The 24,406-nt window shown below is 62.4% G+C and carries 21 protein-coding genes; 18 read left to right on the plus strand and 3 right to left on the minus strand.

Going from position 1 to position 24,406, the window contains the following annotated elements; translation table 11 throughout:
- Positions 1-204: 204 nt before the first annotated feature.
- Positions 205-1,152 (minus strand): LysR family transcriptional regulator, encoded by a 948-nt coding sequence (locus tag ABIE33_RS06930; protein ID WP_429123176.1) that lies wholly within the window; start codon positions 1,150-1,152, stop codon positions 205-207.
- A gap of 238 nt (positions 1,153-1,390) precedes the next feature.
- Between ABIE33_RS06930 and ABIE33_RS06935 the strand changes: the two genes are divergently transcribed.
- The 7 genes from ABIE33_RS06935 to ABIE33_RS06965 all read left to right on the plus strand — a co-directional run bounded on the left by ABIE33_RS06935 (position 1,391) and on the right by ABIE33_RS06965 (position 8,823).
- Positions 1,391-2,596 (plus strand): ABC transporter substrate-binding protein, encoded by a 1,206-nt coding sequence (locus tag ABIE33_RS06935; protein ID WP_429123179.1) that lies wholly within the window; start codon positions 1,391-1,393, stop codon positions 2,594-2,596.
- Between the two features lie 14 nt (positions 2,597-2,610).
- Positions 2,611-3,393: an ABC transporter ATP-binding protein gene (locus ABIE33_RS06940; protein WP_429123182.1), complete on the plus strand. Its 783-nt coding sequence runs from the start codon at positions 2,611-2,613 to the stop codon at positions 3,391-3,393.
- 1 nt (position 3,394) lies between these two features.
- Entirely contained in the window at positions 3,395-4,096 is a 702-nt protein-coding gene (locus ABIE33_RS06945; protein ID WP_429123185.1) for an ABC transporter ATP-binding protein, read from the plus strand.
- Between the two features lie 3 nt (positions 4,097-4,099).
- Entirely contained in the window at positions 4,100-4,987 is an 888-nt protein-coding gene (locus tag ABIE33_RS06950) for a branched-chain amino acid ABC transporter permease (RefSeq protein ID WP_429123188.1), read from the plus strand.
- A gap of 1 nt (position 4,988) precedes the next feature.
- Complete coding sequence (locus ABIE33_RS06955; RefSeq protein ID WP_429123191.1) at positions 4,989-5,975, plus strand: branched-chain amino acid ABC transporter permease; 987 nt, start codon at positions 4,989-4,991, stop codon at positions 5,973-5,975.
- A 75-nt stretch (positions 5,976-6,050) separates the two neighbouring features.
- A complete protein-coding gene (locus ABIE33_RS06960; protein WP_429123193.1) occupies positions 6,051-7,646 on the plus strand; it encodes a GMC family oxidoreductase in 1,596 nt (531 codons plus the stop codon).
- A gap of 139 nt (positions 7,647-7,785) precedes the next feature.
- Positions 7,786-8,823: a Tim44 domain-containing protein gene (locus ABIE33_RS06965; RefSeq protein WP_429123195.1), complete on the plus strand. Its 1,038-nt coding sequence runs from the start codon at positions 7,786-7,788 to the stop codon at positions 8,821-8,823.
- A gap of 158 nt (positions 8,824-8,981) precedes the next feature.
- On the opposite strand, the gene ABIE33_RS06970 is transcribed toward ABIE33_RS06965, so the two are convergent.
- Positions 8,982-9,899 carry a LysR substrate-binding domain-containing protein gene (locus tag ABIE33_RS06970; RefSeq protein WP_429123198.1) on the minus strand — a complete coding sequence of 306 codons (918 nt, stop codon included), beginning with the start codon at positions 9,897-9,899 and terminating at the stop codon, positions 8,982-8,984.
- 89 nt (positions 9,900-9,988) lie between these two features.
- Here ABIE33_RS06970 and ABIE33_RS06975 point away from each other — a divergent pair, with 89 nt between their 5' ends.
- The 9 genes from ABIE33_RS06975 (at position 9,989) to ABIE33_RS07015 (ending at position 19,278) form a co-directional block, all read left to right on the plus strand.
- Positions 9,989-10,477, plus strand: coding sequence for a DMT family transporter (locus tag ABIE33_RS06975; RefSeq protein WP_429123201.1), 489 nt, complete (start codon positions 9,989-9,991; stop codon positions 10,475-10,477).
- A gap of 262 nt (positions 10,478-10,739) precedes the next feature.
- A complete protein-coding gene (locus ABIE33_RS06980; protein WP_429123204.1) occupies positions 10,740-11,738 on the plus strand; it encodes an MFS transporter in 999 nt (332 codons plus the stop codon).
- Between the two features lie 302 nt (positions 11,739-12,040).
- A complete protein-coding gene (locus tag ABIE33_RS06985; protein ID WP_429123207.1) occupies positions 12,041-13,519 on the plus strand; it encodes an aldehyde dehydrogenase family protein in 1,479 nt (492 codons plus the stop codon).
- Between the two features lie 135 nt (positions 13,520-13,654).
- The gene (ppk2, locus tag ABIE33_RS06990; protein WP_429123210.1) at positions 13,655-14,575 is read left to right on the plus strand and encodes a polyphosphate kinase 2; all 921 of its coding nucleotides are present in this window, start codon (positions 13,655-13,657) and stop codon (positions 14,573-14,575) included.
- A gap of 112 nt (positions 14,576-14,687) precedes the next feature.
- Positions 14,688-15,530, plus strand: a complete 843-nt coding sequence (locus tag ABIE33_RS06995) for a MurR/RpiR family transcriptional regulator (RefSeq protein ID WP_429123213.1) — start codon at positions 14,688-14,690, stop codon at positions 15,528-15,530.
- A 327-nt stretch (positions 15,531-15,857) separates the two neighbouring features.
- Positions 15,858-17,321, plus strand: a complete 1,464-nt coding sequence (locus tag ABIE33_RS07000) for an MFS transporter (RefSeq protein WP_429123216.1) — start codon at positions 15,858-15,860, stop codon at positions 17,319-17,321.
- Complete coding sequence (locus ABIE33_RS07005) at positions 17,318-17,977, plus strand: aspartate/glutamate racemase family protein (protein WP_429123219.1); 660 nt, start codon at positions 17,318-17,320, stop codon at positions 17,975-17,977. The genes ABIE33_RS07000 and ABIE33_RS07005 overlap by 4 nt, the downstream gene beginning before the upstream one ends.
- 162 nt (positions 17,978-18,139) lie before the next feature.
- On the plus strand, positions 18,140-18,730 hold the full coding sequence (locus tag ABIE33_RS07010; RefSeq protein WP_429123222.1) for an ankyrin repeat domain-containing protein: 591 nt from the start codon (positions 18,140-18,142) through the stop codon (positions 18,728-18,730).
- Between the two features lie 116 nt (positions 18,731-18,846).
- Positions 18,847-19,278 (plus strand): YHS domain-containing (seleno)protein, encoded by a 432-nt coding sequence (locus tag ABIE33_RS07015; protein WP_429124025.1) that lies wholly within the window; start codon positions 18,847-18,849, stop codon positions 19,276-19,278.
- A gap of 116 nt (positions 19,279-19,394) precedes the next feature.
- Here the strand turns inward: ABIE33_RS07015 and ABIE33_RS07020 are convergent, their stop codons facing one another.
- On the minus strand, positions 19,395-21,614 hold the full coding sequence (locus ABIE33_RS07020) for an adenylate/guanylate cyclase domain-containing protein (RefSeq protein ID WP_429123225.1): 2,220 nt from the start codon (positions 21,612-21,614) through the stop codon (positions 19,395-19,397).
- A 230-nt stretch (positions 21,615-21,844) separates the two neighbouring features.
- Here ABIE33_RS07020 and ABIE33_RS07025 point away from each other — a divergent pair, with 230 nt between their 5' ends.
- Both ABIE33_RS07025 and ABIE33_RS07030 read left to right on the plus strand, forming a co-directional pair.
- On the plus strand, positions 21,845-23,263 hold the full coding sequence (locus tag ABIE33_RS07025; RefSeq protein ID WP_429123228.1) for a DUF1254 domain-containing protein: 1,419 nt from the start codon (positions 21,845-21,847) through the stop codon (positions 23,261-23,263).
- Between the two features lie 117 nt (positions 23,264-23,380).
- Positions 23,381-24,403 carry a DUF1254 domain-containing protein gene (locus ABIE33_RS07030; RefSeq protein ID WP_429123231.1) on the plus strand — a complete coding sequence of 341 codons (1,023 nt, stop codon included), beginning with the start codon at positions 23,381-23,383 and terminating at the stop codon, positions 24,401-24,403.
- The last annotated feature ends 3 nt before the right edge of the window (positions 24,404-24,406 follow it).

Raw genomic sequence — 24,406 nt, forward strand, 5'->3', positions numbered from 1 at the left:
CTTATAGACCCCACTCCCCGAACACGTCAACAGACAATTGCAAAAATAAACCAAGATCGAACAACGCCCTGAAAAGATTGGGGAAATTCACACCGTAGTTATCAACAGGGCAAAGTGAGCCAAAATCCGTGACGGAATTCGGTGGGCAAACCGCCGAACAGCAAGGCCGGACACCGTAAACCCCCGAAAGACATGCTTGACGTTTCATTGCGACTGAAGCACCTGACCAACCGACGCTGCCGCCAACGGCCGTTCGCGGCTGAAACAGCCCCAATTCTCCCGCACGATCTGCGTCAGAAACTCGCGCACCGCCCTCACCCGCGGCACGGCAATCAGGTCGCGGTGGCAAATCATCCAATAGGTCCGCTTCAGTTCGATCTCGTCGGGCAACACGATCTCGATATCCTTTTCCTCCCGCGCCATGAAATGCGGCAGTACGCAGAGGCCAAGCCCCTGGCGCACGGCCTTGAGCTGCGTGAGGATGCTGGAACTCTGGAAATGCGCCCTGAGGCCCGGCTGGATCTCGCCGAGATAATCGAGCCCGGGCGCAAAGATCATGTCTTCGATGTAACCGACGAAACGATGGGCGGCGAGATCGTTGCGGCTGCGGATCGGCGGATGGCTGGCGAGATAGCTGCGTGCACCATAGACATGCAGCGTGTAGGGCGTCAGCACCTCGGAATGGTAAGGGCCGGCCTTCGGCGCCGTCAGCGCCACCGACAGATCCGCCTCCTTGCGCGACAACGACATGATCTGCTGGATCGCCACCAGCTCCAGCGAAATGTTCGGGTAGGTCGCGGCAAAGCTTGAAAGCCTATCCGACAGGAAGAAGTTGCCAAAACCTTCGAGCGTGCTCAGCCGCACGACGCCGCGCTGCGCCGTCAGGCCGTCGCTGATATCGAGCTGCAACTGCTCGGTCTCGCGCTCGATGCGCTCGGCGGTCTCGACGAAACGCTGGCCGATCGCCGTCAGCACGTAGCCGCGCGGATTGCGCTCGAACAGCTTGACCTTGAGCGCGAATTCCAGCCGGTCGATGCGCCGGGAAACCGTCGCGTGGCTGGTGCGCAGCCGCCTTGCGGCCGTCGACAATTGCCCGGTGCGGGCGACCGCCAGAAAGAACTGCAGGTCGTCCCAGGTGAAGTTCGGATTCATCTCGCTGCCCCCATCTGTTCGAAAATGAACAGACCCTGTTTGCAATTTACGGGCCGCGCCGCTTGCGTCCAAGCGAATTTTTCCGGATTGTATCGTCGGAGCCGGCATCTGAGGAGCATGTCTGGCCAAATTTGAACAGAACGGGACCGATGGTCCGGCAATGCCATGCGCCTTGCCGGAACCGAGCGCGATTTTGCGCGAGACCGTCCCCGCCTGAAGGCCCTTGGAGGAGGACACGATGACGAAGAAACTGCTCACCGCATTCGCAATGATGCTTGCCAGCAGCACGGCGGCGCTCGCCGACGCATCCGACGGCAAGGTCAAGATCGGCATCTTGAACGACCAGTCCGGCGTCTATGCCGATTTCGGCGGCAAGTCCTCCTATGAGGCGGCGCTGATGGCGGTCGAGGATTTCGGCGGCAAGGTTCTGGGCGTTCCGGTGGAAGTGATCACCGCCGACCACCAGAACAAGGCCGACATCGCCTCCAACATCGCGCGGCAATGGTACGACACCGAGCAGGTCGACAGCATCATGGAGCTGACGAGCTCTTCCGTCGGCCTCGCCGTCCAGGCGCTGTCGAAGGAAAAGAAGAAGATCACCATCAATACCGGTGCTGCCACCACCGAGCTGACCGGCAAGCAGTGCTCGCCCTATGGTTTCCACTGGGCCTACGACACCCATGCGCTGGCGGTCGGCACCGGCGGCGCGCTGGTCAAGCAGGGCGGCGACAGCTGGTTCTTCCTGACCGCCGACTACGCCTTCGGCTATTCGCTCGAGGAAAACACCGGCAACTATGTCAAGGAGAACGGCGGCACCGTCGTCGGCTCGGTGCGCCATCCGCTGGCGACCACCGACTTCTCGTCCTTCCTGTTGCAGGCGCAGTCTTCGGGCGCCAAGGTCATCGGCCTTGCCAATGCCGGCCTCGACACCTCCAACGCCATCAAGCAGGCGGCCGAATTCGGCATCGTCCAGGGCGGCCAGCGCTTGGCGGCGCTGCTGTTCACGCTCGCCGAAGTCCACGGCCTCGGCCTCGAGGCGGCTCAAGGCCTGACGCTGACCGAAGGCTTCTACTGGAACCGCAACGAAGAAACGGCAAAATTCGGCAAGCGCTTCATGGAGCGTACCGGCAAGATGCCGAACATGGTCCATGCCGGCACTTACTCCGCGGTACTTTCCTATCTGAAGGCGATCGAGAAGGCCGGCAGCGACGACGGCGATGCGGTTTCGAAGGAACTGCATGCCCTGCCCGTCAACGACGTCTTTGCCGAAAACGGCAAGGTCGCCGAGAACGGCCGCATGATCCACGACATGTACCTGCTGGAAGTGAAAAAGCCGGACGAAAGCAAGGAGCCCTGGGACTACTTCAAGGTGCTCGCCACCATCCCCGGTTCCGAAGCCTTCATCGACCCGGCCAAGAGCGGCTGCGAACTCGTAAAATCGTGAGCGGTCGGATCGCGATGACCGCTGCCTTGCCAGAACAGAATGGAGCGCCGCGGGTGGTTTTGTCCGCCCGCGGTCTCCGTCGCGATTTCGGCGGTTTTACCGCCGTCAACAACGTCAACCTCGACGTCCACCATGCCCGCGTGCATGCGCTGATCGGCCCGAATGGCGCCGGCAAGACGACGGTCTTCAACCTTTTGACCAAGTTCCTGCAGCCGACCGACGGCACGATCACGCTGCTCGGCGAAGACATCACCCGCATGGCGCCGGACAAGGTGGCGCGCATGGGTCTGGTTCGTTCCTTCCAGATCTCGGCGGTGTTTCCGCATATGAGCGTGCTCGACAATGTGCGCGTGGCGCTGCAGCGTCCGAACGGTCTTGCGACCCAGTTCTGGAAGCCGATGTCGGCGCTCGACGGACTGACCGCCAAGGCCGATCAGCTGATCCGCTCCGTCGGCCTCGACAAGGAACGAAACGCGGTTGCCGCCGATCTTTCCTATGGCCGCAAGCGGGTGCTGGAGATCGCGACAACGCTGGCGCTCGACCCGAAGGTGCTGCTGCTCGACGAGCCGATGGCCGGCATGGGCCATGAGGATGTCGGCATGGTGGCGGAGATCATCCGCGAGGTGGCGCGCGAACGCGCCGTGCTGATGGTCGAGCACAATCTCTCCGTCGTCTCGACGCTTTGCCATCACGTCACCGTCTTGCAGCGTGGCGAGATCCTCGCCGAGGGCGATTACGCAAAAGTGTCGGCCGACCCGCGGGTGCGCACCGCCTATATGGGCACCGAGGAGGCCTGAGATGAAACCGCTTCTAACAGTCTCCGGCCTCAACGCCTGGTACGGCGAAAGCCACATCCTGCATGGTGTCGACATGACGGTCGGCGAAGGCGAGATGGTCACCCTGCTCGGGCGCAACGGCGTCGGCAAGACCACCACCCTGCGCTCGATCATGGGCATCGTGCGCAATCGCAAGGGCGCGATCGATTTTGGCGGCGAGGATCTGATCAAGGTGCCGCTGCACCGGGTCGCCCATCGCGGCCTCGGTTTCATCCCCGAGGAGCGCGGCATCTTTTCGACGCTCTCGGTCTATGAAAACCTGCTGCTGCCGCCGGCGGTGGCCAAGGGCGGCATGACGGTCGACGAAATCTTCGAGCTTTTCCCCAATCTGCACGAGCGCCGCAACAGCCCGGGCACCAAGCTTTCCGGCGGTGAGCAGCAGATGCTGGCGATCGCCCGGATCCTCAGAACCGGCGTGCGCATGATGCTGCTCGACGAACCGACAGAGGGCCTTGCCCCTGTTATCGTCCAGCGCATCGGCGACGTGCTCAAGACATTGAAGGAGCGCGGCATGACCGTCCTGCTGGTCGAACAGAACTTCCGCTTCGCCAGCAAGGTTGCCGACCGTTTCTACCTGATGGATCATGGCCGCATGGTCGGCGAGTTTCCGGTTTCGGAACTCTCCGCCCGCATGGACATGCTGCATGACGTGCTGGGGGTCTGAACCATGACCATGATCTTTGGAATTCCGCTGCAAGCCTTCCTCGGCCAGCTGCTGATCGGCCTGATCAACGGCTCGTTCTACGCCCTCTTGAGCCTCGGTCTTGCAATCATCTTCGGCCTCTTGCGCGTCATCAACTTCGCCCACGGCGCGCAATACATGCTCGGCGCCTTCTTCGCCTGGATGTTGCTTTCGTATTTCGGCATCGGCTACTGGCCGGCGCTGATCATAGCACCGCTCGCCGTCGGGCTTGTCGGCGCCGTCATCGAACGCACGATGTTGCGGCGGCTCTACACGCTCGATCCGCTCTACGGCCTGCTCTTCACCTTCGGCCTGGCGCTGACGATCGAAGGCACGTTCCGTTATCTCTATGGCGCTTCGGGCCAGCCCTATGCCACGCCGGCCGCCCTTGCCGGCGGCACCAATCTCGGCTTCATGTTCCTGCCGGTCTATCGCGGCTGGGTGATCGCCTTCTCGCTCGTCGTCTGCATCGGCACCTGGCTCGTCATCGAAAAGACCAAGCTCGGCTCCTATCTGCGCGCGGCGACCGAAAACCCGATCCTCGTCCAGTCCTTCGGCATCAACGTGCCGTTCCTGCTGACGCTGACCTATGCGCTGGGGGCAGCACTTGCCGCCCTTGCCGGGGTGCTTGCCGCGCCGATCTACCAGGTCTCGCCGCTGATGGGGTCGAACATCATTATCGTCGTCTTCGCCGTGGTGGTCGTCGGCGGCATGGGCTCGATCATGGGGGCGATCGTCACCGGTTACCTGCTCGGCGTCGCCGAGGGGCTGACCAAGGTGTTCTACCCCGAAGCCTCCAACATCGTGATCTTCGTGATCATGGCCATCGTTCTCCTGATACGGCCGGCAGGCCTCTTCGGCCGGGATGTTTGATATGACATTGACACTCGATATCGATAAACCCAGGGAAAAGAAGCCGGTCGTCGCGCAGACGATCTTCCTGGCGGCGGGTCTTGCGCTGCTGGTGCTCGCCCCCCTGTTCTTCTATCCCGTATTCCTGATGAAGCTCTTGTGCTTCGCGCTGTTTGCCTGCGCCTTCAACCTGCTGCTCGGTTACACCGGCCTGCTCTCCTTCGGGCACGCAGCCTTCTTCGGCGGAGCCGCCTATTTCACCGCCCATGCGGTGAAAGAATGGGGGCTGCCGCCGGAACTCGGCATTCTGGTCGGCGTCACGGGCGCTGCGTTTCTCGGCGCGATCATCGGTTTTCTCGCCATCCGAAGGCAGGGCATCTACTTCGCCATGATCACGCTGGCGCTGGCACAGATGTTCTATTTCTTCTGCCTGCAGGCGGAATTCACCAAGGGTGAGGACGGCATCCAGTCCGTGCCGCGTGGCCATCTCTTCGGCTTCATTGATCTCAGTCAGTCGACGAACATGTATTACTTCGTTCTCGGCGTCTTCATCATCGGCGTCGCGATCATCTGGCGGATCATTCACTCGCCGTTCGGCATGATCCTGAAATCGATCCGTGAGAACGAGACACGTGCCGTGTCGCTCGGCTACTCCGTGCGCAACTACAAGCTCGCGGCCTTCGTCATGTCGGCAGCGCTCACCGGCCTTGCCGGCGGCGTCAAGGCGCTGGTCTTCCAGTTCGCGACGCTGACCGACGTCAGCTGGCAGATGTCGGGTGAGGTCATCCTGATGACGCTGCTCGGCGGCATCGGCACGCTGATCGGACCGCTGTTCGGCGCCGGCCTGGTCGTGACCTTGCAGAACTATCTCGCAACTTCCGAATTCCCGGTCACCATCATCACCGGCCTGGTGTTCATGGTCTGCGTGCTGTTGTTCCGGCGCGGCATCGTCGGCGAGTTCTACAATTCACGACTTGGCCGCAAGCTCGGCTTCGAGCACCGGCACTAAACGTCGCGCCTCGGGAAAGAGAGCTGGCCCGGTCCCGCTTTCCGCCGGACCGGGCACCGAGAAGAGAGTGAGCCCATGGACACGTTCGACTACATCGTCGTCGGAGCGGGTAGCGCCGGATGCGTTCTGGCGAACCGCCTTTCCGAAAACCGGGATCACCGAGTCCTGCTGCTCGAGGCCGGCGGCAGCGACAATTATCACTGGATCCACATTCCGGTCGGCTATCTCTATTGCATCAACAACCCCCGCACCGACTGGTGTTTCACCACCGCCCCCGAGGAAGGGCTGAACGGCCGGGCGCTCGGCTATCCCCGCGGCAAAGTGCTCGGAGGCTGCTCGTCGATCAACGGCATGATCTACATGCGCGGCCAGGCGCGGGACTACGATCACTGGCGCCAACTGGGTTGCACCGGCTGGGGATGGGACGACGTCCTGCCGCATTTCCGCAAGTCGGAAGACCACTATCGCGGCGCCGACGACATGCATGGCGCTGGCGGCGAATGGCGGGTGGAAAAGGCGCGCGTTCGCTGGGCTGTGCTTGACGCCTTTCAGAAGGCGGCCACCGAGGCCGGCATTCCGGAAACGTCGGACTTCAATCGCGGCGACAATGAAGGCTCCGGCTATTTCGACGTCAACCAACGCTCCGGCATCCGCTGGAACACCGCAAAGGCGTTTCTGCGGCCCGCGCGCAATCGGCGCAATCTCACTATTCTGACCAAGGCGCATGTCCGGCGGCTGGTGATTGAGGATGGTCGCATCGCCGGCGTGGAATTCCAGCATGACGGCACAGTCAAGCGTGCGCGGTGTCGCCGCGAAACGATCCTTTCCGCCGGCGCCATCGGCTCGCCGCAGATATTGGAGCTTTCCGGCATCGGCCGAGGCGATGTGCTGAGGGACAACGGTATCGAGATCCGGCACGAGCTGGCAGGCGTCGGCGAAAACCTGCAGGATCACCTGCAACTGCGCCTCGCCTACAAGGTGACCGGCGTGCCGACGCTGAACGAGAAGGCAAGTACGCTTCTCGGCAAGGCGGCAATCGGCCTCGAATATCTCGCGAGGCGCTCGGGTCCGATGGCAATGGCGCCGAGCCAGCTCGGCATCTTCACCCGCTCTGGCCCCGAGAAGGAAACGCCCGATCTACAATATCATGTCCAGCCGGTGTCGCTCGAAAAGTTCGGCGAGCCGGTTCATGCCTTCCCGGCGATTACCGCCAGCGTCTGCAACCTGCGGCCGGAAAGCCGGGGATCGGTGCACCTGAAGGGGCCGGATTTCGCAACGGCGCCCGACATTCGCCCGCGCTATCTGACGGCTGAGGCCGACCGCGATGTCGCGGTCCGCTCCATCCGCCTGACGCGCCAGATCGTCAGCCAGCCATCCTTCGCCCGCTTTAACCCGGTCGAGTTCAAACCTGGCCCGTCCTATGAGAGCTATGAGGATCTGCAGCGCGCCGCCGGTGATATCGGCACGACGATCTTCCACCCGGTCGGCACCTGCCGTATGGGCGCGGACCCGACAAGCGTCGTCGATCCCGAACTGCGCTTGCGCGGCCTGCAGGGCTTGAGGATTGCCGATGCCTCGATCATGCCGACGATCACTTCGGGCAACACCAACTCGCCGACGATCATGATTGCCGAGAAGGCGGCGACGATGATCCTCGCGGCCAACCTTTGATCGCCGAATCGCATCCTTTGCCGCCGGGATTACGGTAAACTGGCCAAAATGCGACGTGCAAACCTTAAAATCCGGGACTGAAACCTCTATATGCAGCCATGAAGGCCCTTCAGGGGCCCAAGCACTATAAGGGGTTTGAATGGCAATGCAGCGTTTTGGACGAGCTCTGGCGATGATGGCGATCGGTCTCACGATCGGGCTCACGGTTGTTGATGTCGCCGAGGCGCGGCGCTCCGGCGGCGGCTTCGGCAGCCGCGGTACACGCACCTTTTCGCAGCCACCCGTCACCCGCACCGCGCCGACCAACGCGGCACCGATCGACCGCTCGATGACGCCGCGCCAGGACGCCGGCCCGACGACGACCAATCCGGCCGCTGGCCAGACGCGTCCGAACGCCAACACGCCCAATGCGCGCCCGGGCTTCTTCAGCGGCTTCGGTGGCTCGCTTCTCGGCGGCCTCATGGTCGGCGGCCTGATCGGTATGCTGATGGGCGGCGGCTTCGGTGGTGCGGCCGGCTTCCTCGGTCTGATCGTGCAGATGCTCCTGATCGGCGGCGTGATCATGCTCGCCATGCGCTTCTTCGGCCGCAACCGCCAGCCGGCCTATGCCGGCCCGTCCGAGCGGTCGTCGGCTCAGTCGCCTTCGGCCGGCGCACCATCGTTCAAGATCCCGAGCATCGGCGGCGGACAGGCAAGTGGGCAGGCGAACGCGCGCCCGAGCGTCGCGCCGGCACCGGCCCCCGCAGCGGAAGGCCCGGCCGATGAAATCGGCGTCGGCCAGTCGGATCTTGAACAGTTCGAGAAGATGCTGAAGGACGTTCAGGCAGCCTATGCAGCCGAGGACTACGGCACGCTGCGTCGCCTGACGACGCCGGAAGCCATGTCCTATCTGGCCGAAGAGCTCAGCGACAACGCCACCAGCGGCGTCAAGAACGACGTCACCGACGTCCACCTCGTGCAGGGCGATGTCGCCGAAGCCTGGTCGGAAGACGGTAAGGACTACGCAACCGTCGCCATGCGCTACGAGAGCATCGACGTGATGCGCGACCGCACCACCGGCCGCGTCGTCAGCGGCGATCCGGACAATCTGACAGAAGCCGTCGAGCTTTGGACCTTCGTGCGCAAGGCTGACGGCGAATGGCAGGTGTCGGCGATCCAGGGCGTCGGGCACGCCTGATAGCGCCAGTAACCCCAAAACTTTTGGAGACCCGGCCGGCCCATCCGACCGGGTCTTTTTTTGCGCTTCAACAATCGCCGGATTACACGGACCTGACGAGGTGAAGCGCAGGTCCACTTGGCTCGCACAATAATGGAGAGACGGGTGGCACCGCGTCATCAGCCCGCAGCCGGCTCCCCATCGCCGAGAAGGCGCCCAATCAGCGTCCGCAACCAGCGATGACCCGGATCGCCTTCGCGGCGCCGGTGCCAGATCTGCTCGAAGTCGAACGGCGGAATGGCAAAGGGCGGCTCGAAGACGACCAACCCGTCGCCGTCCCCCTGCGGCAGGATGCGGCGTGCCACGGTCAAGACGAGGTCAGTGCCGCGCACTAGGCCCGGTGCGACGCTCCAATGCGGAACCGCAAGGCAAATGCGGCGCGCGTTCCCCGTTGCCGCCAGCGCCAGGTCGATTTCGTTGCTGACATCGCTACGCAGCGACACCAGCACATGCGGCCGGGCGAGATATTCGCCGAGATCCATGGTCGGCGATCCGCCAAACCGCGACGCGTCTGCAAGACAGGCAAAGCTTTCCCTGAAGAGCAGGGATGACCGGATGCCTTCTCCGTGCGTCGGGAACACGCCCAGCGCCAGATCGATCTCGCCATCGGTCACCTGCGACGCCATCACTTCGCGGCTTGCCTGACTGACGATCAGATCGATATGCGTCGCCTCGACGCGCAGGGTCGCCATCAGCTTCGGCAGCAGCACCGCCGCGCCGTAGTCCGACATCGCCAAGCTGAACGCATGCCGCTCGGTTGCGGGGTCGAACCCTGCAGGGGTTAGCAACGACCGCACCCGGCCCATGGCTTCCGCGAGCCGCGGCGCGAGTTCAAGCGCTCGTATGGTCGGCTCCAGCCGCCCGCCATGTCGCACCAGCAGGGGATCATCGAAGAGATCGCGCAAGCGCGCCAGCGCATGGCTGACGGCGGGCTGGCTCTTGTTCAGACGCACTGCGGCGCGAGAAACATGGCGTTCGGCCAGCAACGCATCGAGCACGACCAGCAGGTTCAGATCGATTCCAGTCAGACTATTCATTCAGTAAATATAGACCGTACGATCTACGAATTTCCATTCTTGATTTGAATGATGAACCATGAGGCCGTCAAACAGATCGGAATATCGTCATGCCAAATGCTGGATCTCTCCTCCTCGTCCTCGCCGCTGTCTTCGCCGGAGCGGTCGTGCCGTTCCAGGCCGGCGCTAACGCCATGCTTGGTCGGCTGATCGGTCATCCCCTGTGGGCGACTGTCGTTTCGCTCGGGGTCAGCCTCGCCCTCATCATTCCCATCATGATCGCCTTTCGCGTACCGATGCTAACGCCCGGCGAGGCGCTGAAGGGGCCATGGTGGATCTGGATCGGCGGCGCGGCCGGCGTGATCTACATCACCGCCGCACTGCTGCTTGCGCCGAAGCTGGGTGCCGCCAGTTTCATTGTCGCGGTGATCGCCGGACAGATGGCGGTCTCGATCCTGATCGATCACTTCGGCCTGATGGGCTTTCCGGAAAAACCGGCAAGCGTCGCCCGCCTCGTCGGCGTCGCCCTGATCATCGGCGGCATGGTGATCACGCAGCTCGCAAACGCCATGCCTGCACTCGCAAGTCAGAGCCGGTGATCGGGCACCCCTCCCCACCACAATTCTTGTCGCTGCCCCCGCAGCCATGATAACAGGGCGTTCATGTCGACCGAACCACACCTGATCGCGTGACGAGCCCCGCAAGGCGGGGCTTGCAGCAGCGAGCCCAAAGTCGCCCGTGTCTCACGGGCTGGTCTTCAGTGATTCGATAGACCTCTTTCTCCTAGATCCGCGACACGGCCCAGTGAGGGACCGGCGACGAGGGGGAGCATGAGGCAATCGACTGCCATCCGGGCTTGCTATGACATCGCCACCCCCCTGGAAATCGACCGCCTTCCGGCGCGTCGGCTTTGCTCTTGCCTTCTATTCCTTCTGCTCGTGGATGCTGGTCGCAGCACTGCCGCTTCTCGTCGCGCACCGGTTCGGCACCGGCGCAGAACTTGTCGGCAGTCTCGCGCTTAGGCTCGCGCCGCGCATCCTGTTTGCCCCGATTGCCGCCAGCCTGATCCGGCGCACTGGTCCACGGTTGCCCGTTTGTGCGGGGCTGATCGTCACCGCATTGTGCGTTGTCGTTCTTGCCATCGTCGCGCACTCCGGCACGCTGCAGGTCGTGGTCCTGACAATCGGGCTTGCAGACACCATTGTTGTCCCGGGCCTGCTGGCGCTACGCGCGGCCGTCGTGCCTGCCGGTCGCAACATGGAAGCAAACACGACGTTTCAGACGATCGATCGGCTTGCCAAAATCTTCGGCCCACCGGCGGCCGGGCTTGTGCTGACGATCGCATCCCCTGTTCCGGCTTTCCTCGCGCTTGCCGTCGGCCACCTCCTGGCCGCGATCGCTCTTTGCCAGGGCGTCGCGGCGCCGGGGCAGATCTCACTCAAGCCGAAGCCAACCGCTGGATCCGGCCTTCTCAGAGAGGCCGCCGCAACGATGAGAGAGAACGCGGTGCTCTGGGCACTGGTCCTGCCCGCTCTCGGCTATATGATTTCCCTTGGCGCGCTGCAGCCCTTTCTGTTCTGGCTCAATCACGACCAGTTCGGGCTTGGCCCAACCATGTGGACCGTGCTGCTGGCCGCGCAAGGGGCGGGTGCCGTTATCGGCGCGCTCGTCTCGAACCGTCTGGCGCGAATGTTGGTCGACGCACAATCGCTGCTGACCGCCTATCTCGTCGCCAGTCTTCTCGAAGGGGCGACGACGCTCGCCTTGGTCTTCGCCCCGACCCACGCACTGGCAACCGTGATGTTGATCATTGGCGGCATACCGGAGATGGTCGCCTTTGCCGCCTTCAACAGAGGCTGAGCCTTGAGCGCCAGGCGGCTTTCTACGCTCTGAGCCTGCCGTTGATGGATCTGTTCATGGTGGCGGGCGTCCTCACAGGCACGCTGCATAGCGGCGGCTGGATGACGCTTCGGCAGTTCTGGTTCGTTGCCAGTGCCGGCGCGATCCTTCCCGTTCTTCCGTTCCTTGCCTGGAGGCCTTTGAGCCGAAGAGCGTAAAGGCTTGCACGGAAAGCGACATAGCCCAGAAAAAGTATGGCCGGCGGCTGGCGCTATCGCCATCGCGGGGGCCATACTCTCTCGGCTGAAAATGAGGGGACTGGTATGCGGGACAAGTTGTTCATCGATGGCAAATGGGAGAAACCCCGCCGCGGCGGAACGCTCGACGTGATCGATCCGGCGACAGAGGAGGTCATCCACCGCGCGCCGGCCGCCACCTATGACGATATCGACCGCGCCGTCAAAGCCGCCCGCATCGCCTTCGACAGCGGCCCGTGGCCAAAGCTTACCGGCACTGAGCGGGCCGCCTATCTCCGGGCGATTGCCGAGACGATCGAGGAAAGACGCCACTCGCTGGCGCGTCTCGAAGTCACCGACAACGGCAAGCCGTTGCCGGAGGCGCTATGGGATATCGACGATGCCGCCGGGTGCTTTCGCTACTATGCCGGGCTTGCCGAGGAACTCGACGCCAACCCCGAGGAAACGATCGCCGTCGGCGACAACAGGTTCACTGCGCGCGCCATCCGCGAGCCGCTCGGGGTCGTCGGCGCGATCACACCCTGGAACTATCCGCTGCTGATGGTCTCCTGGAAAGTGGCACCGGCGCTTGCCGCCGGATGCACCATCGTGCTGAAACCGTCCGAGCTGACGCCGCTGACCGCCCTGGAACTCGGCGCAATCGCCGAGGAAGTCGAGCTTCCGCCCGGCGTGCTCAACATCGTCACCGGCACCGGTCAGGATGCGGGCCAGCCGCTGACCGAACACCCGCTGGTCGACAAGCTCGCCTTTACCGGCTCGGTACCGACAGGGCGAAAAGTGATGATGGCCGGCGCCCAGGACATCAAGAACATCAGCCTCGAGCTCGGCGGCAAATCCCCCTTCGTGGTCTTCGCCGACAGCGATATCGAAAAGGCCGTCGAATGGATCATGTTCGGCGTCTTCTGGAATCAGGGACAAGTCTGCTCGGCAACCTCGCGCGTGCTCGTCGAGGAGCCGATCTACGATGCCGTCGTCAAAAGGCTCTGCGAAGAGGTGGCCAGGATCACCATCGGCAACGGCCTCGACGAAGGCACGCTGCTCGGGCCGATCGTTTCCAAGGGGCAATATGACAAGATCCTGACCGCGATCGACCGCGCCCGTCAGGACGGCGCGACGGTGGCAGCAGGCGGCGGCAGGCCTGCCGGTTTCAACAGCGGGTACTTCATCGAGCCGACCGTTCTGACCGACATGAGCGAAGACAGCTATGTCTGGCGCGAGGAGATCTTCGGGCCTGTCGTCTGCGTCAAGCCGTTCGCGGACGAAGCCGATGCGCTGCGCATGGCCAATGACAGCCGTTTCGGCCTTGCCGCTGCGGTCATGTCCACGGACACGGCGCGCTGCGAACGCGTCGCCCGCGCCTTGCGCGCCGGCATCGTCTGGATCAACTGCTCGCAACCGACCTTCACCGAGGCACCCTGGGGTGGCTACAAGCAGTCTGGCATCGGCCGCGAGCTCGGCCGATGGGGCCTTGCCAACTATCTCGAGACCAAGCAGATCACCAGCTTCGATGCCGACGAGCCCTGGGGCTGGTACATCAAGGGGTAGAACGGCCCCGCAGTAACGGCGCCGGCTGCCAAGGGCGGCGTCAAATTCCCTTCATGCGGCTATGGAATAAGCCAAAGGACGGTAGCATCATGCCGCGGGCTGCCGCATTGCGCGCTTGTGCGCTGGAGGGATGCGATGAACAGGTCAAATGGCGACTTCGACGGGCAGGACTGGCTGGAAGCGGAGTTGGCCGACACGCTCGATGAGGACTACGAACTCGAGCTTTCCGAGCCGGCACTTTCGGAAGAGATCCGCAAGATCTACCGCAAGAACCATCCGCCATCGCTGCCGCGCATCGACTATTTCCGCGCCCTGATCGCGCTGCAATCCGAGCTGATCAAGCTGCAGGACTGGGTCGTGCACCACAAGGAAAAGGTCGTGGTGATCTTCGAGGGGCGCGATTCCGCCGGCAAGGGCGGGGTGATCAAGCGCATCACCCAGCGGCTCAATCCGCGTGTCGTCAGGGTCGCGGCCCTGCCCGCCCCGTCGGACCGCGAAAAGACCCAATGGTATTTCCAGCGCTACGTGCCGCATCTGCCGGCCGGCGGCGAGATCGTGCTGTTCGACCGCTCCTGGTACAATCGCTCCGGCGTCGAGCGGGTCATGGGCTTTGCCAGCGAAGACCAGGTCGAGCAGTTCTTCAACGACGTGCCGGAATTCGAGCGCATGCTGGTGCGCTCCGGCATCCGGCTGGTCAAGTACTGGTTCTCGATCACCGACGAGGAACAGCAGATGCGCTTCCTGGTGCGCATCCATGATCCGCTGAAACAGTGGAAGCTGTCGCCAATGGATCTCCAGTCGCGCGTGCGCTGGGAGGCCTATACCAAGGCCAAGGAAGAAACCTTCGCCAGAACCAACATTCCCGAAGCGCCGTGGCACATCGTCGAAGGCAACGACAAGAAGCGGGCGCGGCTAAACTGTATGGATCACCTGCTGCACCAGATCCCCTATGAGGATGTGCCGCACGAGGAGATCACCCTGCCGGAGCGGGTGTTCAACCCGGACTACGAGCGCAAGGTGCTGCCGCCCGAACTCTACGTGCCGTCAAAATACTAAGGCGACTTCGACGCGACATAACGGCAGGGCCGGCGCTTTCCGGCCTTGCACTCTTGCCAACCCCTCGCGGAAATCGGACAGTCCGTGAAACGACAGTTTCACGGAATTGGTAATGAGTCCCAAAGAGCGATCCTTCCTCACCCGCGTTCGTCAGGTCCTGCCGGAGCTTCATCCCGCAGAGCGGCGCCTTGGCGACTTTCTCTGCGACTTTCCGGGTGAGGTCGCGAGCTACTCCGCCCAGGAACTGGCGGCACTGGCGCATGTGTCGAAGGCGACCGTATCGCGTTTCATCCAGCGGCTCGGCTATGAAAACTACGAGGAGGCGCGCCGCCATGCGCGCGCCGACAAGCAGACGGGATCGCGCCTCTTCCTGGCGACGAGCGCCGATACCGCCGGCGAGCAATCCGTTACCGCCCATGTGGCACAAGGGGTTGCCAATATCGAAGCCACCTTCCTTGCGATATCGGAAACCCAGATCAACACCGCGTCGGCAGCACTGTTGAAGGCGCGCAAGGTCTGGGTGATCGGCTTTCGCGCCAGCCATTCCTTCGCCACCTATCTGCAATGGCAGCTGACGCAGGTGATCGAGAACATCTCGGCCATTCCCGGCGGAGGACAGACGCTGGGCGAACACCTTGTCAGCTTCACACCTGACGACGTCGTCATCGTCTTCGGGCTGCGCCGCCGCATCGCCCTGATGGATGCGCTCATCAACCAGGTGGAAAAGTCCGGTGCCCGCCTGCTTTACATCACCGACGAGGGCGTGCCCTTCCTCAGCAAGGCCGAGTGGCATTTCCGCTGCCAGACGCTGGCCCCCGGCCCGCTCTTCAACCATGTCTCGGTCATGGCGCTCTGCCACCTCCTGACGACGCGCTGCATCGAAACGGCCGGTGTGAGCGGCCGCAACCGTCTGCGCGGCATCGAAGCACTGAACGACGCGCTCGAAGAGTTGTGACCGTTGTTTGGGCATCTGCCTGAAACAGCAGTGCACTATTCGATCACAGGAAACCACAGTTCCAAGCTGTAGATATGGACCAGCGGCGGTCCATATATTTGATTGCAAAGGAGAAACTATAGTTTCCGGTATTTTGGCATGAAATCTGCATTCCTCAATGGCGTTGTTTCGAAGGTGAATTGTGCTGGACGGCAAGTGCGCCCGTCAGGCGCGAAATGTCCGGTTTGTTCGGTTCGAAGCAAGATTCTTGTATGAAACTGTGATTTCTTGATGTAGCATCATGAAACTATGTTTTCACGCCAATTAAGCCATAAAGGGGAACAAACCATGGCAGCGGAAAATATGGTGCCGTCCGGCAAGTCTTCGCCGGTCATTCGACAGTTGGAATCAGCATTTACCAAGATCGGCGTCACCGGCGCCCACAAGCAGATCATCGCCCTCGTTCTGATCGGCTGCCTGTTCGACAGTTTCGAGCAGAACACCATCGGCGTCGCCGGCCCGATCCTCAAGGAACATTGGGGCCTGACCGGCACGGATATCGGCTTCCTCAACACCATCACCTTCGGCAGCGCCGCCCTCGGCCGGTTGCTGTCGGGCATCCTCGGCGATCGCTACGGCCGCCGCGTGATGCTGACGATCAACCTTCTCCTGTTCACTATCGGCTCGGCGGCCTGCGCGCTCGCGCCGAATTTCGCAGCGCTGTGCTTTGCCCGCGCCATTGTCGGCTTCGGCGTCGGCGGCGAAATCTCCACCGCTGTGACGATGCTGTCGGAATTCTGCTCGCCGAAATTCCGCGGCACGGCAGCCGGCCTCGTCAATGTCGGCGCCGGCGGCTTCGGCAACTTCCTTGCCCCCGCCTTCGGCCTGTTGATCTTCACGCTCTTTCCCGGTGAAAACAGCTGGCGCTGGCTGTTTGCTTCGCTGGCATTGCCCGCGCTGCTCGTGGTCTTCTATCGCCGGTTCGTGCCCGAGACCCCGCGCTTCCTTGCCTCGCAGGGAAAGATCGACGAGGCCAACAAGGTGCTGTCGATCCTCGCCTCCGGATCGCTGCGGCCGCGCAACCTGAAGGTCGAGGAATATCTGACCAAGGAGCATCTGCAGGACGAAGCACCGGCCAAGAGCGACTGGAAGGAGCTCTTCCGCGCGCCGTTCATCGGCCGAACCATTCCCGTCGCGATCGCCATCCTCATGAGCTACGGCGCCCAGCTGTCGGTGCTCACCCTGATGCCGATCATCTTCGTGTCGATGGGCTACACCCTGCAGGGCAGCCTGCTCTACAGCATGATCATTCAGAGCGGCAGCGTGCTCGGCGCCATCGCCGCCTCGATGTTCGGCTATTACTTCCCGCGCAAGAAGGTGCTGACGGTCGGTGCGGTCTTCGCGTGCCTGGCGGCAGTTTCGATCGCCTATCTCGGCACCAACATCTACCTCGTCTTGATGTTCGGAGCGATCTTCCAGTTCTTCGTGCTCTTGCTCAACACCTCGATCTGGATCTACGCACCGGAGCTCTTCCCGACGCGCATCCGCGCCTTCGGCGTCGCACTCATCCTGGCGACGGGGTCTGCAGCCGGCTCCTTCGTGCCGACGATTTCCGGCATGCTGTTCGATACCTACGGCATGGTCGGGGTGTTCGGCCTGGCAGCCGGCATGTACGCGGTCTTCGCATTCTGCATCCAGCTCGGCCCCGAGACCTATGGCATGTCGATGGAAGACCTGGACCAGCCGGCGGACGCCGACCTCGCCAAGGCTGAACCAAACAAGATCAATGTCGGCATGGAAGTCAGAACGTGACCGCACATATCCTGTTGATCAACCCGAACAGCTCGCAGGCAACAAGCAGCATGATGCTCGCCATCGCTGAGCGGGCTGTAACCGGACGCTTGGCCGTGGCAGTCGCCACGGCCAAGCGGAACCCGCAGATGATCGTCACGCCGCAGCAGCTGACCGCTGCGGCCGACGAGGTCATCGAGATCGGTGCGGCTCACGACGCCGGTTGCCTCGGCATCATCGTCAGTGCCTTCGGCGACCCGGGCCTTGCTGGCCTCAAGGACCGTGTCGACGTCCCCGTCGTCGGCATCTGCGAGGCATCCATGATCGAAGCCGCGCGCAGCGGCCGCAAGTTCGGCGTCGCAACCACGACGCCTGATTTGATCGAGGCGATCGACGAACGCGCCCGCGACCTCGGCCTTGCCGGCCAATATACCGGCATCCGCTGTACGCCGGGTGATCCGCTCGCACTTGCCGGCGATGAAAAGCGGCTGCGGCAAGCGCTCGGCGAGGCGGTGCGGCAATGCATCGAGCTTGACGGCGCCGAAGCCGTCATCATCGGCGGCGGCCCGCTCGGTCAGGCGGCAGAACAGTTGCAACCCGACTTCACCACGCCGATCATTGCGCCCATCCCTTGTGCGGTGGAGCGCGTGCTCGATCTGATGCGGGTCAACGCCTAACGCGCAATTTCTGCGCTCTGCATCTGTCTGCCGCATCAGGCAACGCCCCGGGGAAACCACGTTCGGGCCCGGACCGGCAATTGACCTTGTTGACGGCAACCACTCTGTGATATTTTCGAATGTCCTTACATGCAAAACCGAAGCTGGGGCGGAGGTTGAGCGATGAACTTTATCTGTGTCTCGGTCGCCGGGCTGGCGTTTTTCACCTCGGCGGCTTTTGCGGGCCCCTTGCATGACGCGGCAAGAGACGGCGACATCAAGAGCGTCACGCTGTTACTCGATCAGGGTACCGACATCACCGAGCCGGATACGGCCGGCGAGCCGGCATTATTGGTCGCGTCACTGGCCGGACGGCCGGATGTCGTCGCGCTGCTGCTCGACCGCGGCTGCGACATCGAGATCCGCAACAAGGGCGGGCTGACCGCCCTGCACGCGGCGGCCTATGGCGGCAATCTCGACACCGTCAAGTTGCTGCTCGCCAAGGGCGCCGACGTCAACGACACCAAGAACTTCTACAAGATGTCGCCGCTTCATGCCGCAGCCGAGGAGGGCCACGCCGATGTCGTGGCTCTGCTGCTTACTCAAAAAGCAGAGGTCGAGGCGAAGGAGCGCAACGGCTACACGCCGCTGACACAGGCAGGCTGGCGCTCCCATTGGGACGCCGCCGAGCTTTTGTTGAAGGCGGGCGCCACCTGCCAGAAGGCCGACCTCGTCGGCGACTGGCTCTATGCCGAATGCACGAAGCGGAAGTGACGCCAAAACGCGCGCCAACCGCATCCGGAAATCGGAGAAGAGGAATGTTTTACCATCGATACGCTTGCACCGTCGGCCTCGCTACGACGGTGTTTCTGGCACTGTCCGGGCCGATAATGGCCGAGGACCTTGTCAACACCGGCTATTTCGGCGATGTCGCCATCAAGGGCTACGACCCGGTCGCCTATTTCACCGAGAACAAGGCGCTCGAAGGCTCGCCGCAATATTCCTACCGCTGGCTCGGAGCGAATTGGCAGTTCGCCAGCGCGGAAAACCGTGAGCTTTTCATCCGTGAACCCACCCGCTACGCCCCGCAATATGGCGGCTACTGCGCCGACGGCGTCTCGTTCGGAACGGTGACCACCAATATCGACCCCAAGGCCTGGCGCATCATCGAGGGCAAGCTGTTCCTGAGCTATGATCCGGGTGCGGCGGAAGGTTTTGAGAAAAACCCGAACAAGCTGGTCGATTCGAAAAAGCACTGGTCCGAAGTGGAAAACACGCTCATTTCGGAAAAGCTCGGTACCACCTGGCAGAAGGCGCGCTAAAGCATTTCCAGGAAAAGCGCGAAGCGGTTCTCCGTCAGAAAATGCGTGAAAACAAAGAGAGAGAGCTTTTCTGCGGCGCCGTCAAAACCGAAAGCGCGCCGTTCTTCGAACCGCCGTCAGCGCTCGATCGAGAAGAATTTCAACGCCTGCGGCGTCACCTGGATGAAGTCGGCGCCGCGTTCGCCCTTGGCCGTGTTGCGATAGACATAGCCGCAGACCATACGGTCGAGAAAATAGCCGTCGAACTTCTCGCAGAGTTGGTTGCCCTTCACCTCGGCGCGCCCGGTGATGTTGGTGTTGGCGCTGCGGTAGGCCGTATTGCCTGTTTTGTCGAAGAATTGCATGAAACTCGTGCCGTTCTTGTGCTGCCCGGTCCAGGTCTTGTCGTCGGTCAGCGTGGCGAGTTCCGCCGGCCCGAGCCTGTCGGCCGCCGCCCCGACGAAACCGAAGGGCCACTCCGGAATGCCGGCCGTACGCAGGCCGTAGAGGTGGCGGTTGAGGTCCTCTTCGCGCCAGTAATCATAGAGGTAACTGTAATAGGTGAGGTTGGTGTCGGGAAAGAGCTTCAGCAGCTTCTCGCCTTCCGCCACCGCACGGGCCCGATCGCCGCGCTGGGCATAGGCGGAGGTTAGATACTCCCGTGCGGCTTCCGCGTTCGGCAGGGCCTCGCCGGCGGCTTCGATCAGCGGGATCGCCCGGTCGTTGTCGCGTGAGGTGTAGTAGACGATGCCGGCCAGCAGCTGAAAACTCGGGGATGGCGACGGGTCGAGCCTCAATGCCCGTTCCAGATCGGCGATCGCCTGTTCGTGTTCGCCGGTTTGCGCGAGGATCAGCGCCAGATTGGCAAAGGCCTCGGGATCGCTCGGCTGCGCTCTGACGGCCCTCGCGGCAGATTCCCGCGCCTCCGTTTCGCGACCATCGACGAGTTGCAGCAATGCCAGCACCGTATGCGCGCGCGCATTGTTGCCGTCGAGCTTCAAGGCCTGGCCCGCCGCGTCATAGGCGATCTTGCGGGCGACGGCCGCTGACCAGAGATAGTTGTAATCGTTGCGCCAGACGTCGACGGCGACCCGCGCGATCCCCGCATGGGCATTGGCGAAACGCGGGTCGAGATCGATCGCCTTCTGATAGAAGGCCAGCGTCTGGCGATAGGTATCGACATCGCTGTAGATGAGCCCCTGCTGCTCGGCCCGCATGTAATAGTCATAGGCTTCGAGATTGTCGGTCGGGATGCGCGCCAGCTGGTCGCGCTCGCCCTCGCTGAGCTTGACCTCCAGCGCCGCGATGATCTTGCCGATGACATCGTCCTGGACCGCGAAGAGATCGGCATATTGCCGGTCATAGCGCTCGGCCCAGAGCGATAACCCGCTCATCGCATCGATCAGCTTGACGTTGATGCGCAGGCGCTGGTCGGCCCGCTGCAGCGTGCCCTCGAGAATGTAGTGAACTCCAAGCTCCGCCGCCACGTCCTGGATCTTCGAAGCGTTGTCCTTCATCGCGAACACCGAATGGCGGGCGATTACGAACAGCCCGGACACTTTCGAAAGCTCGGTGATCAGGTCGTCGGTCAATCCTTCGGCCAGGTGATCGTGATCCCGGTCGCCGCTGACATTGATGAACGGCAGGACTGCGACGGAAGGCTGATCCGGCAGGGGATAGGCAAAGCGCTCCGTCTGCGTCTCCGGCAGGATGAGCGTCCACGGCTGCCACCAGGCTGCGGCAAGCGCGAGGACCAGCATGAGGGCACCGGCAATGAGGATCTTACTTAGGGTGGCATGCCGCTTCGTATCCTTGACAATGGTCTTGCCGGCGTCCGTCGGATCGAGCAGCACGCGGTAGATGCGGATCGGCTCGGAGATGCCCCTGACAGTCTGCTCGCCGAGAGAGGCAAAACCGACAGCAAGCTTCGATCGGACTTGGTCATAGGCGGGACCGGAAATGGCGATGCCGCCCGGCTCCGCCAGCCCCTGCACCCGATCGGCGGTATTGACGCCATCGCCGTGAATGTCGTCGCCTTCGACAATGATATCGCCGAGATTGATGCCAATACGGAAGTCGAGCCACCGATCGGCCGCGACGTCGTCGCCTCGTTGATCGGCCTTGCGCTGCTGGATCTCGACCGCGCAGCGAAGCGCGTCGACGACGCTGCGGAATTCCACCAGCAGCCCGTCGCCCATCGTCTTGACCAGCCGGCCGTGGTGTTCGGCAAACTTCGGCTCCAGAATGCCATGCAGGTCGCTCTGGAATTTGGCGCGCGTTCCCTCCTCGTCGAGCCGGCTCAGGCGACTGTATCCGGCGACGTCGGCGATCAGGACGGCTGCGAGGTGGCGCTCCATCGACGGTCTCTTCACCTGCGATGTATTTGAGCAGCGATGTTACCGCAGGTCGTCAGGCACCGCCATCGCGCCGACAGCGAACGGCAGCTGCCGTCGTAACTGTTACGTACTTGCGGTTTTCTACCCACAGCGCACCATCGAAGCATTGCTGGCCCGTTTGGCTTTGCACATGCCGTCGGATTGTCCGTCGGTCATCTGCGTTGCGCGCGTTCCGCCCGGAGGATTTTGCCATGCTCAGACGACGAACCCTTCTGATGGTCGGTGCGCTTGCTGCCACGCTCCCGCATATGGCGGCCTTGCCGGCCCTCGCCGCGGATGTCGCCCCCACACCAGATGAAGCACGGGCGATCGCCAAGGAGGCGACGATCTACGGCTTTCCGCTGGTCGACAATTACCGGGTGCAGCATTCCTACTTCGTCGACGCAGGCGGTCCGGAGTTCAAGGCGCCGTGGAACACGCTGTTCAACAATGCCCGGGTCTATACGCCGGATGACAAGGCCATCCAGACGCCGAATTCGGACACGCCCTACTCCTATGTCGGCGCCGATCTCAGGGCCGAGCCGCTGGTGTTCACCGTTCCGGCAATCGAGAAGGAGCGTTACTACTCGCTGCAATTCATCGACCTGTACACGTTCAACTTCGCCTATGTCGGCAGCCGCGCAACAGGAAATGATGCCGGCAGCTACCTGCTTGCGGGGCCGAACTGGAAGGGCGATAAACCGCCCGGCATCAAGGACGTCATCCGCTCGGAGACGGAGTTTGCCTTCGTGCTCTACCGCACCCAGCTCTTCAACCCCGGCGACATCGAAAACGTCGAGAAGATCCAGGCCGGCTACAAGGTCGAGCCCTTGTCGGCATTTCTCGGAGAGACCGCGCCTGCACCCGCAGCTGCCGTCAACTTTTTTACGCCGCTCACCGCGGAGGAGGAAAAGACGTCACCCGAGATCTTCAACGAACTCAATTTCATTCTGCAGTTCTGCCCGACGGATCCTTCGGAGAAGGAACTGATGGCACGCTTCGCCGAACTCAACATCGGCGCTGGCAAGACATTCGACCTCAAGGCCTTCCCGCCGGATATCCAGAAGGCGATCACCGACGGCATGGCCGACGGCTGGGCTGCCTTTAGGGAACACAAGGAAACCATGGTCGACACCGGCAAGGTTTCGAGCGCCGACAGCTTCGGCACAAGGGCGTTCCTGAAGAACGACTACATGCAGCGCATGTCCGGCGCGGTTCTCGGCATCTACGGCAACTCGAAGGAGGAGGCCCTCTATCCCGCCTATTTCATCGACGACCAGAAAAAACCGCTCTCCGGCACGAGCAAATATGCGCTGCGCTTCGAACCCGGGCAACTGCCACCCGTCAATGCCTTCTGGTCGCTGACGCTCTACGAACTGCCGGCAAGCCTGCTCTATGCCAACTCGCTCGACCGCTATCTCATCAATTCGCCGATGCTCCCAAGCCTCAAGCAGGATGCCGACGGCGGCCTGACGCTCCATGTCCAGAACGAGAGCCCCGGCCCTGACCGGGAGAGCAATTGGCTACCGGCACCCAAAGGACCGTTCTTCGTGGTTTTGCGGCTCTACTGGCCCAAACCCGATGCGCTCGACGGCAAATGGAAAGCCCCGCCACTGAAAGCCGCCACCTAGAGCATTTCCACGAAGCGCGAAGCGGTTTCCCGTCAGGAAATGCCTAGAAACAAAGAGATAGGGCGTTTCTGCGATTCCGTTAACGGGAAACGCTCCAAGCAAAAAAGGACGCACAGCATGAGCACGTTTCGAACCACCCTTCTGGCGACGGCCCTTGCCGCGATCGGCACGATACCGGCCAAGGCCGCAGATCCCGTTATTGTCGGCGTCGACAACTTCATCCGCGCCGAGAGCGACATGTATGCTGCCGCCATGATCAAGGAAGGCGAACTCGGAAAACTTCAGCACCGCCGCGAACCGGCCTCGATCGACAACCAGACCGTCATCCGCCTCAACCGCGACACGCTCTATTCGTCGGGTGTGTTCGACCTTGATGCCGGCGCGGTGACCATCACCATGCCGGACGCTGGAAAGCGTTTCATGTCGTTGCAGGTGATCAACGAGGATCATTATGTGCCGCAGGTGACCTATGATCCCGGCGAACATACGCTGACGAAGGAGAGTGTCGGCACGCGCTACGTTGTGGTGGGGATCCGCACGCTCGTCGATCCGGCCGACGCGAAGGATATTGAGGCGGTCCACGCGCTGCAGGATGCAATCAAGGTCAGCCAGAAGAGCGTTGGCACCTTCGAGGTCCCCGCCTGGGATCCGGCGAGCCAGAAGAAGGTGCGCGAGGCCCTGCTTGTGCTTGGCTCAACCATACCGGACTTCAAGAAGGCCTTCGGCACCAAGGACGATGTCGACCCCGTTCGCCACCTGATCGGGACGGCCTCGGCCTGGGGCGGAAATCCGGACAAGGATGCCACCTATCTCAACATCACGCCGGCGAAGGACGATGGCGCGACGGTCTATAAGCTCGATGTGAAGGATGTTCCGGTCGACGCATTCTGGTCGGTCAGCGTCTACAATGCGGCAGGATATTACGAGAAGAACCAGTACGACGCCTACACCATCAACAACATCACCGCGAAGAAGGGCGACGATGGCGCGATCGCGATCCAGTTCGGCGGTTGCGACGGCAAGATAGCCAACTGCCTGCCGACGACGAAGGGCTGGAACTATACGGTGCGCCTCTATCGGCCGCGGCAGGACATACTGGATGGAAAGTGGCAGTTCCCTGAGCCGAATCCGGTCAACTAACCG

It is taken from the genome of Ensifer sp. 4252 (assembly GCF_050434565.1).
Classification (GTDB): Bacteria; Pseudomonadota; Alphaproteobacteria; order Rhizobiales; family Rhizobiaceae; genus Ensifer.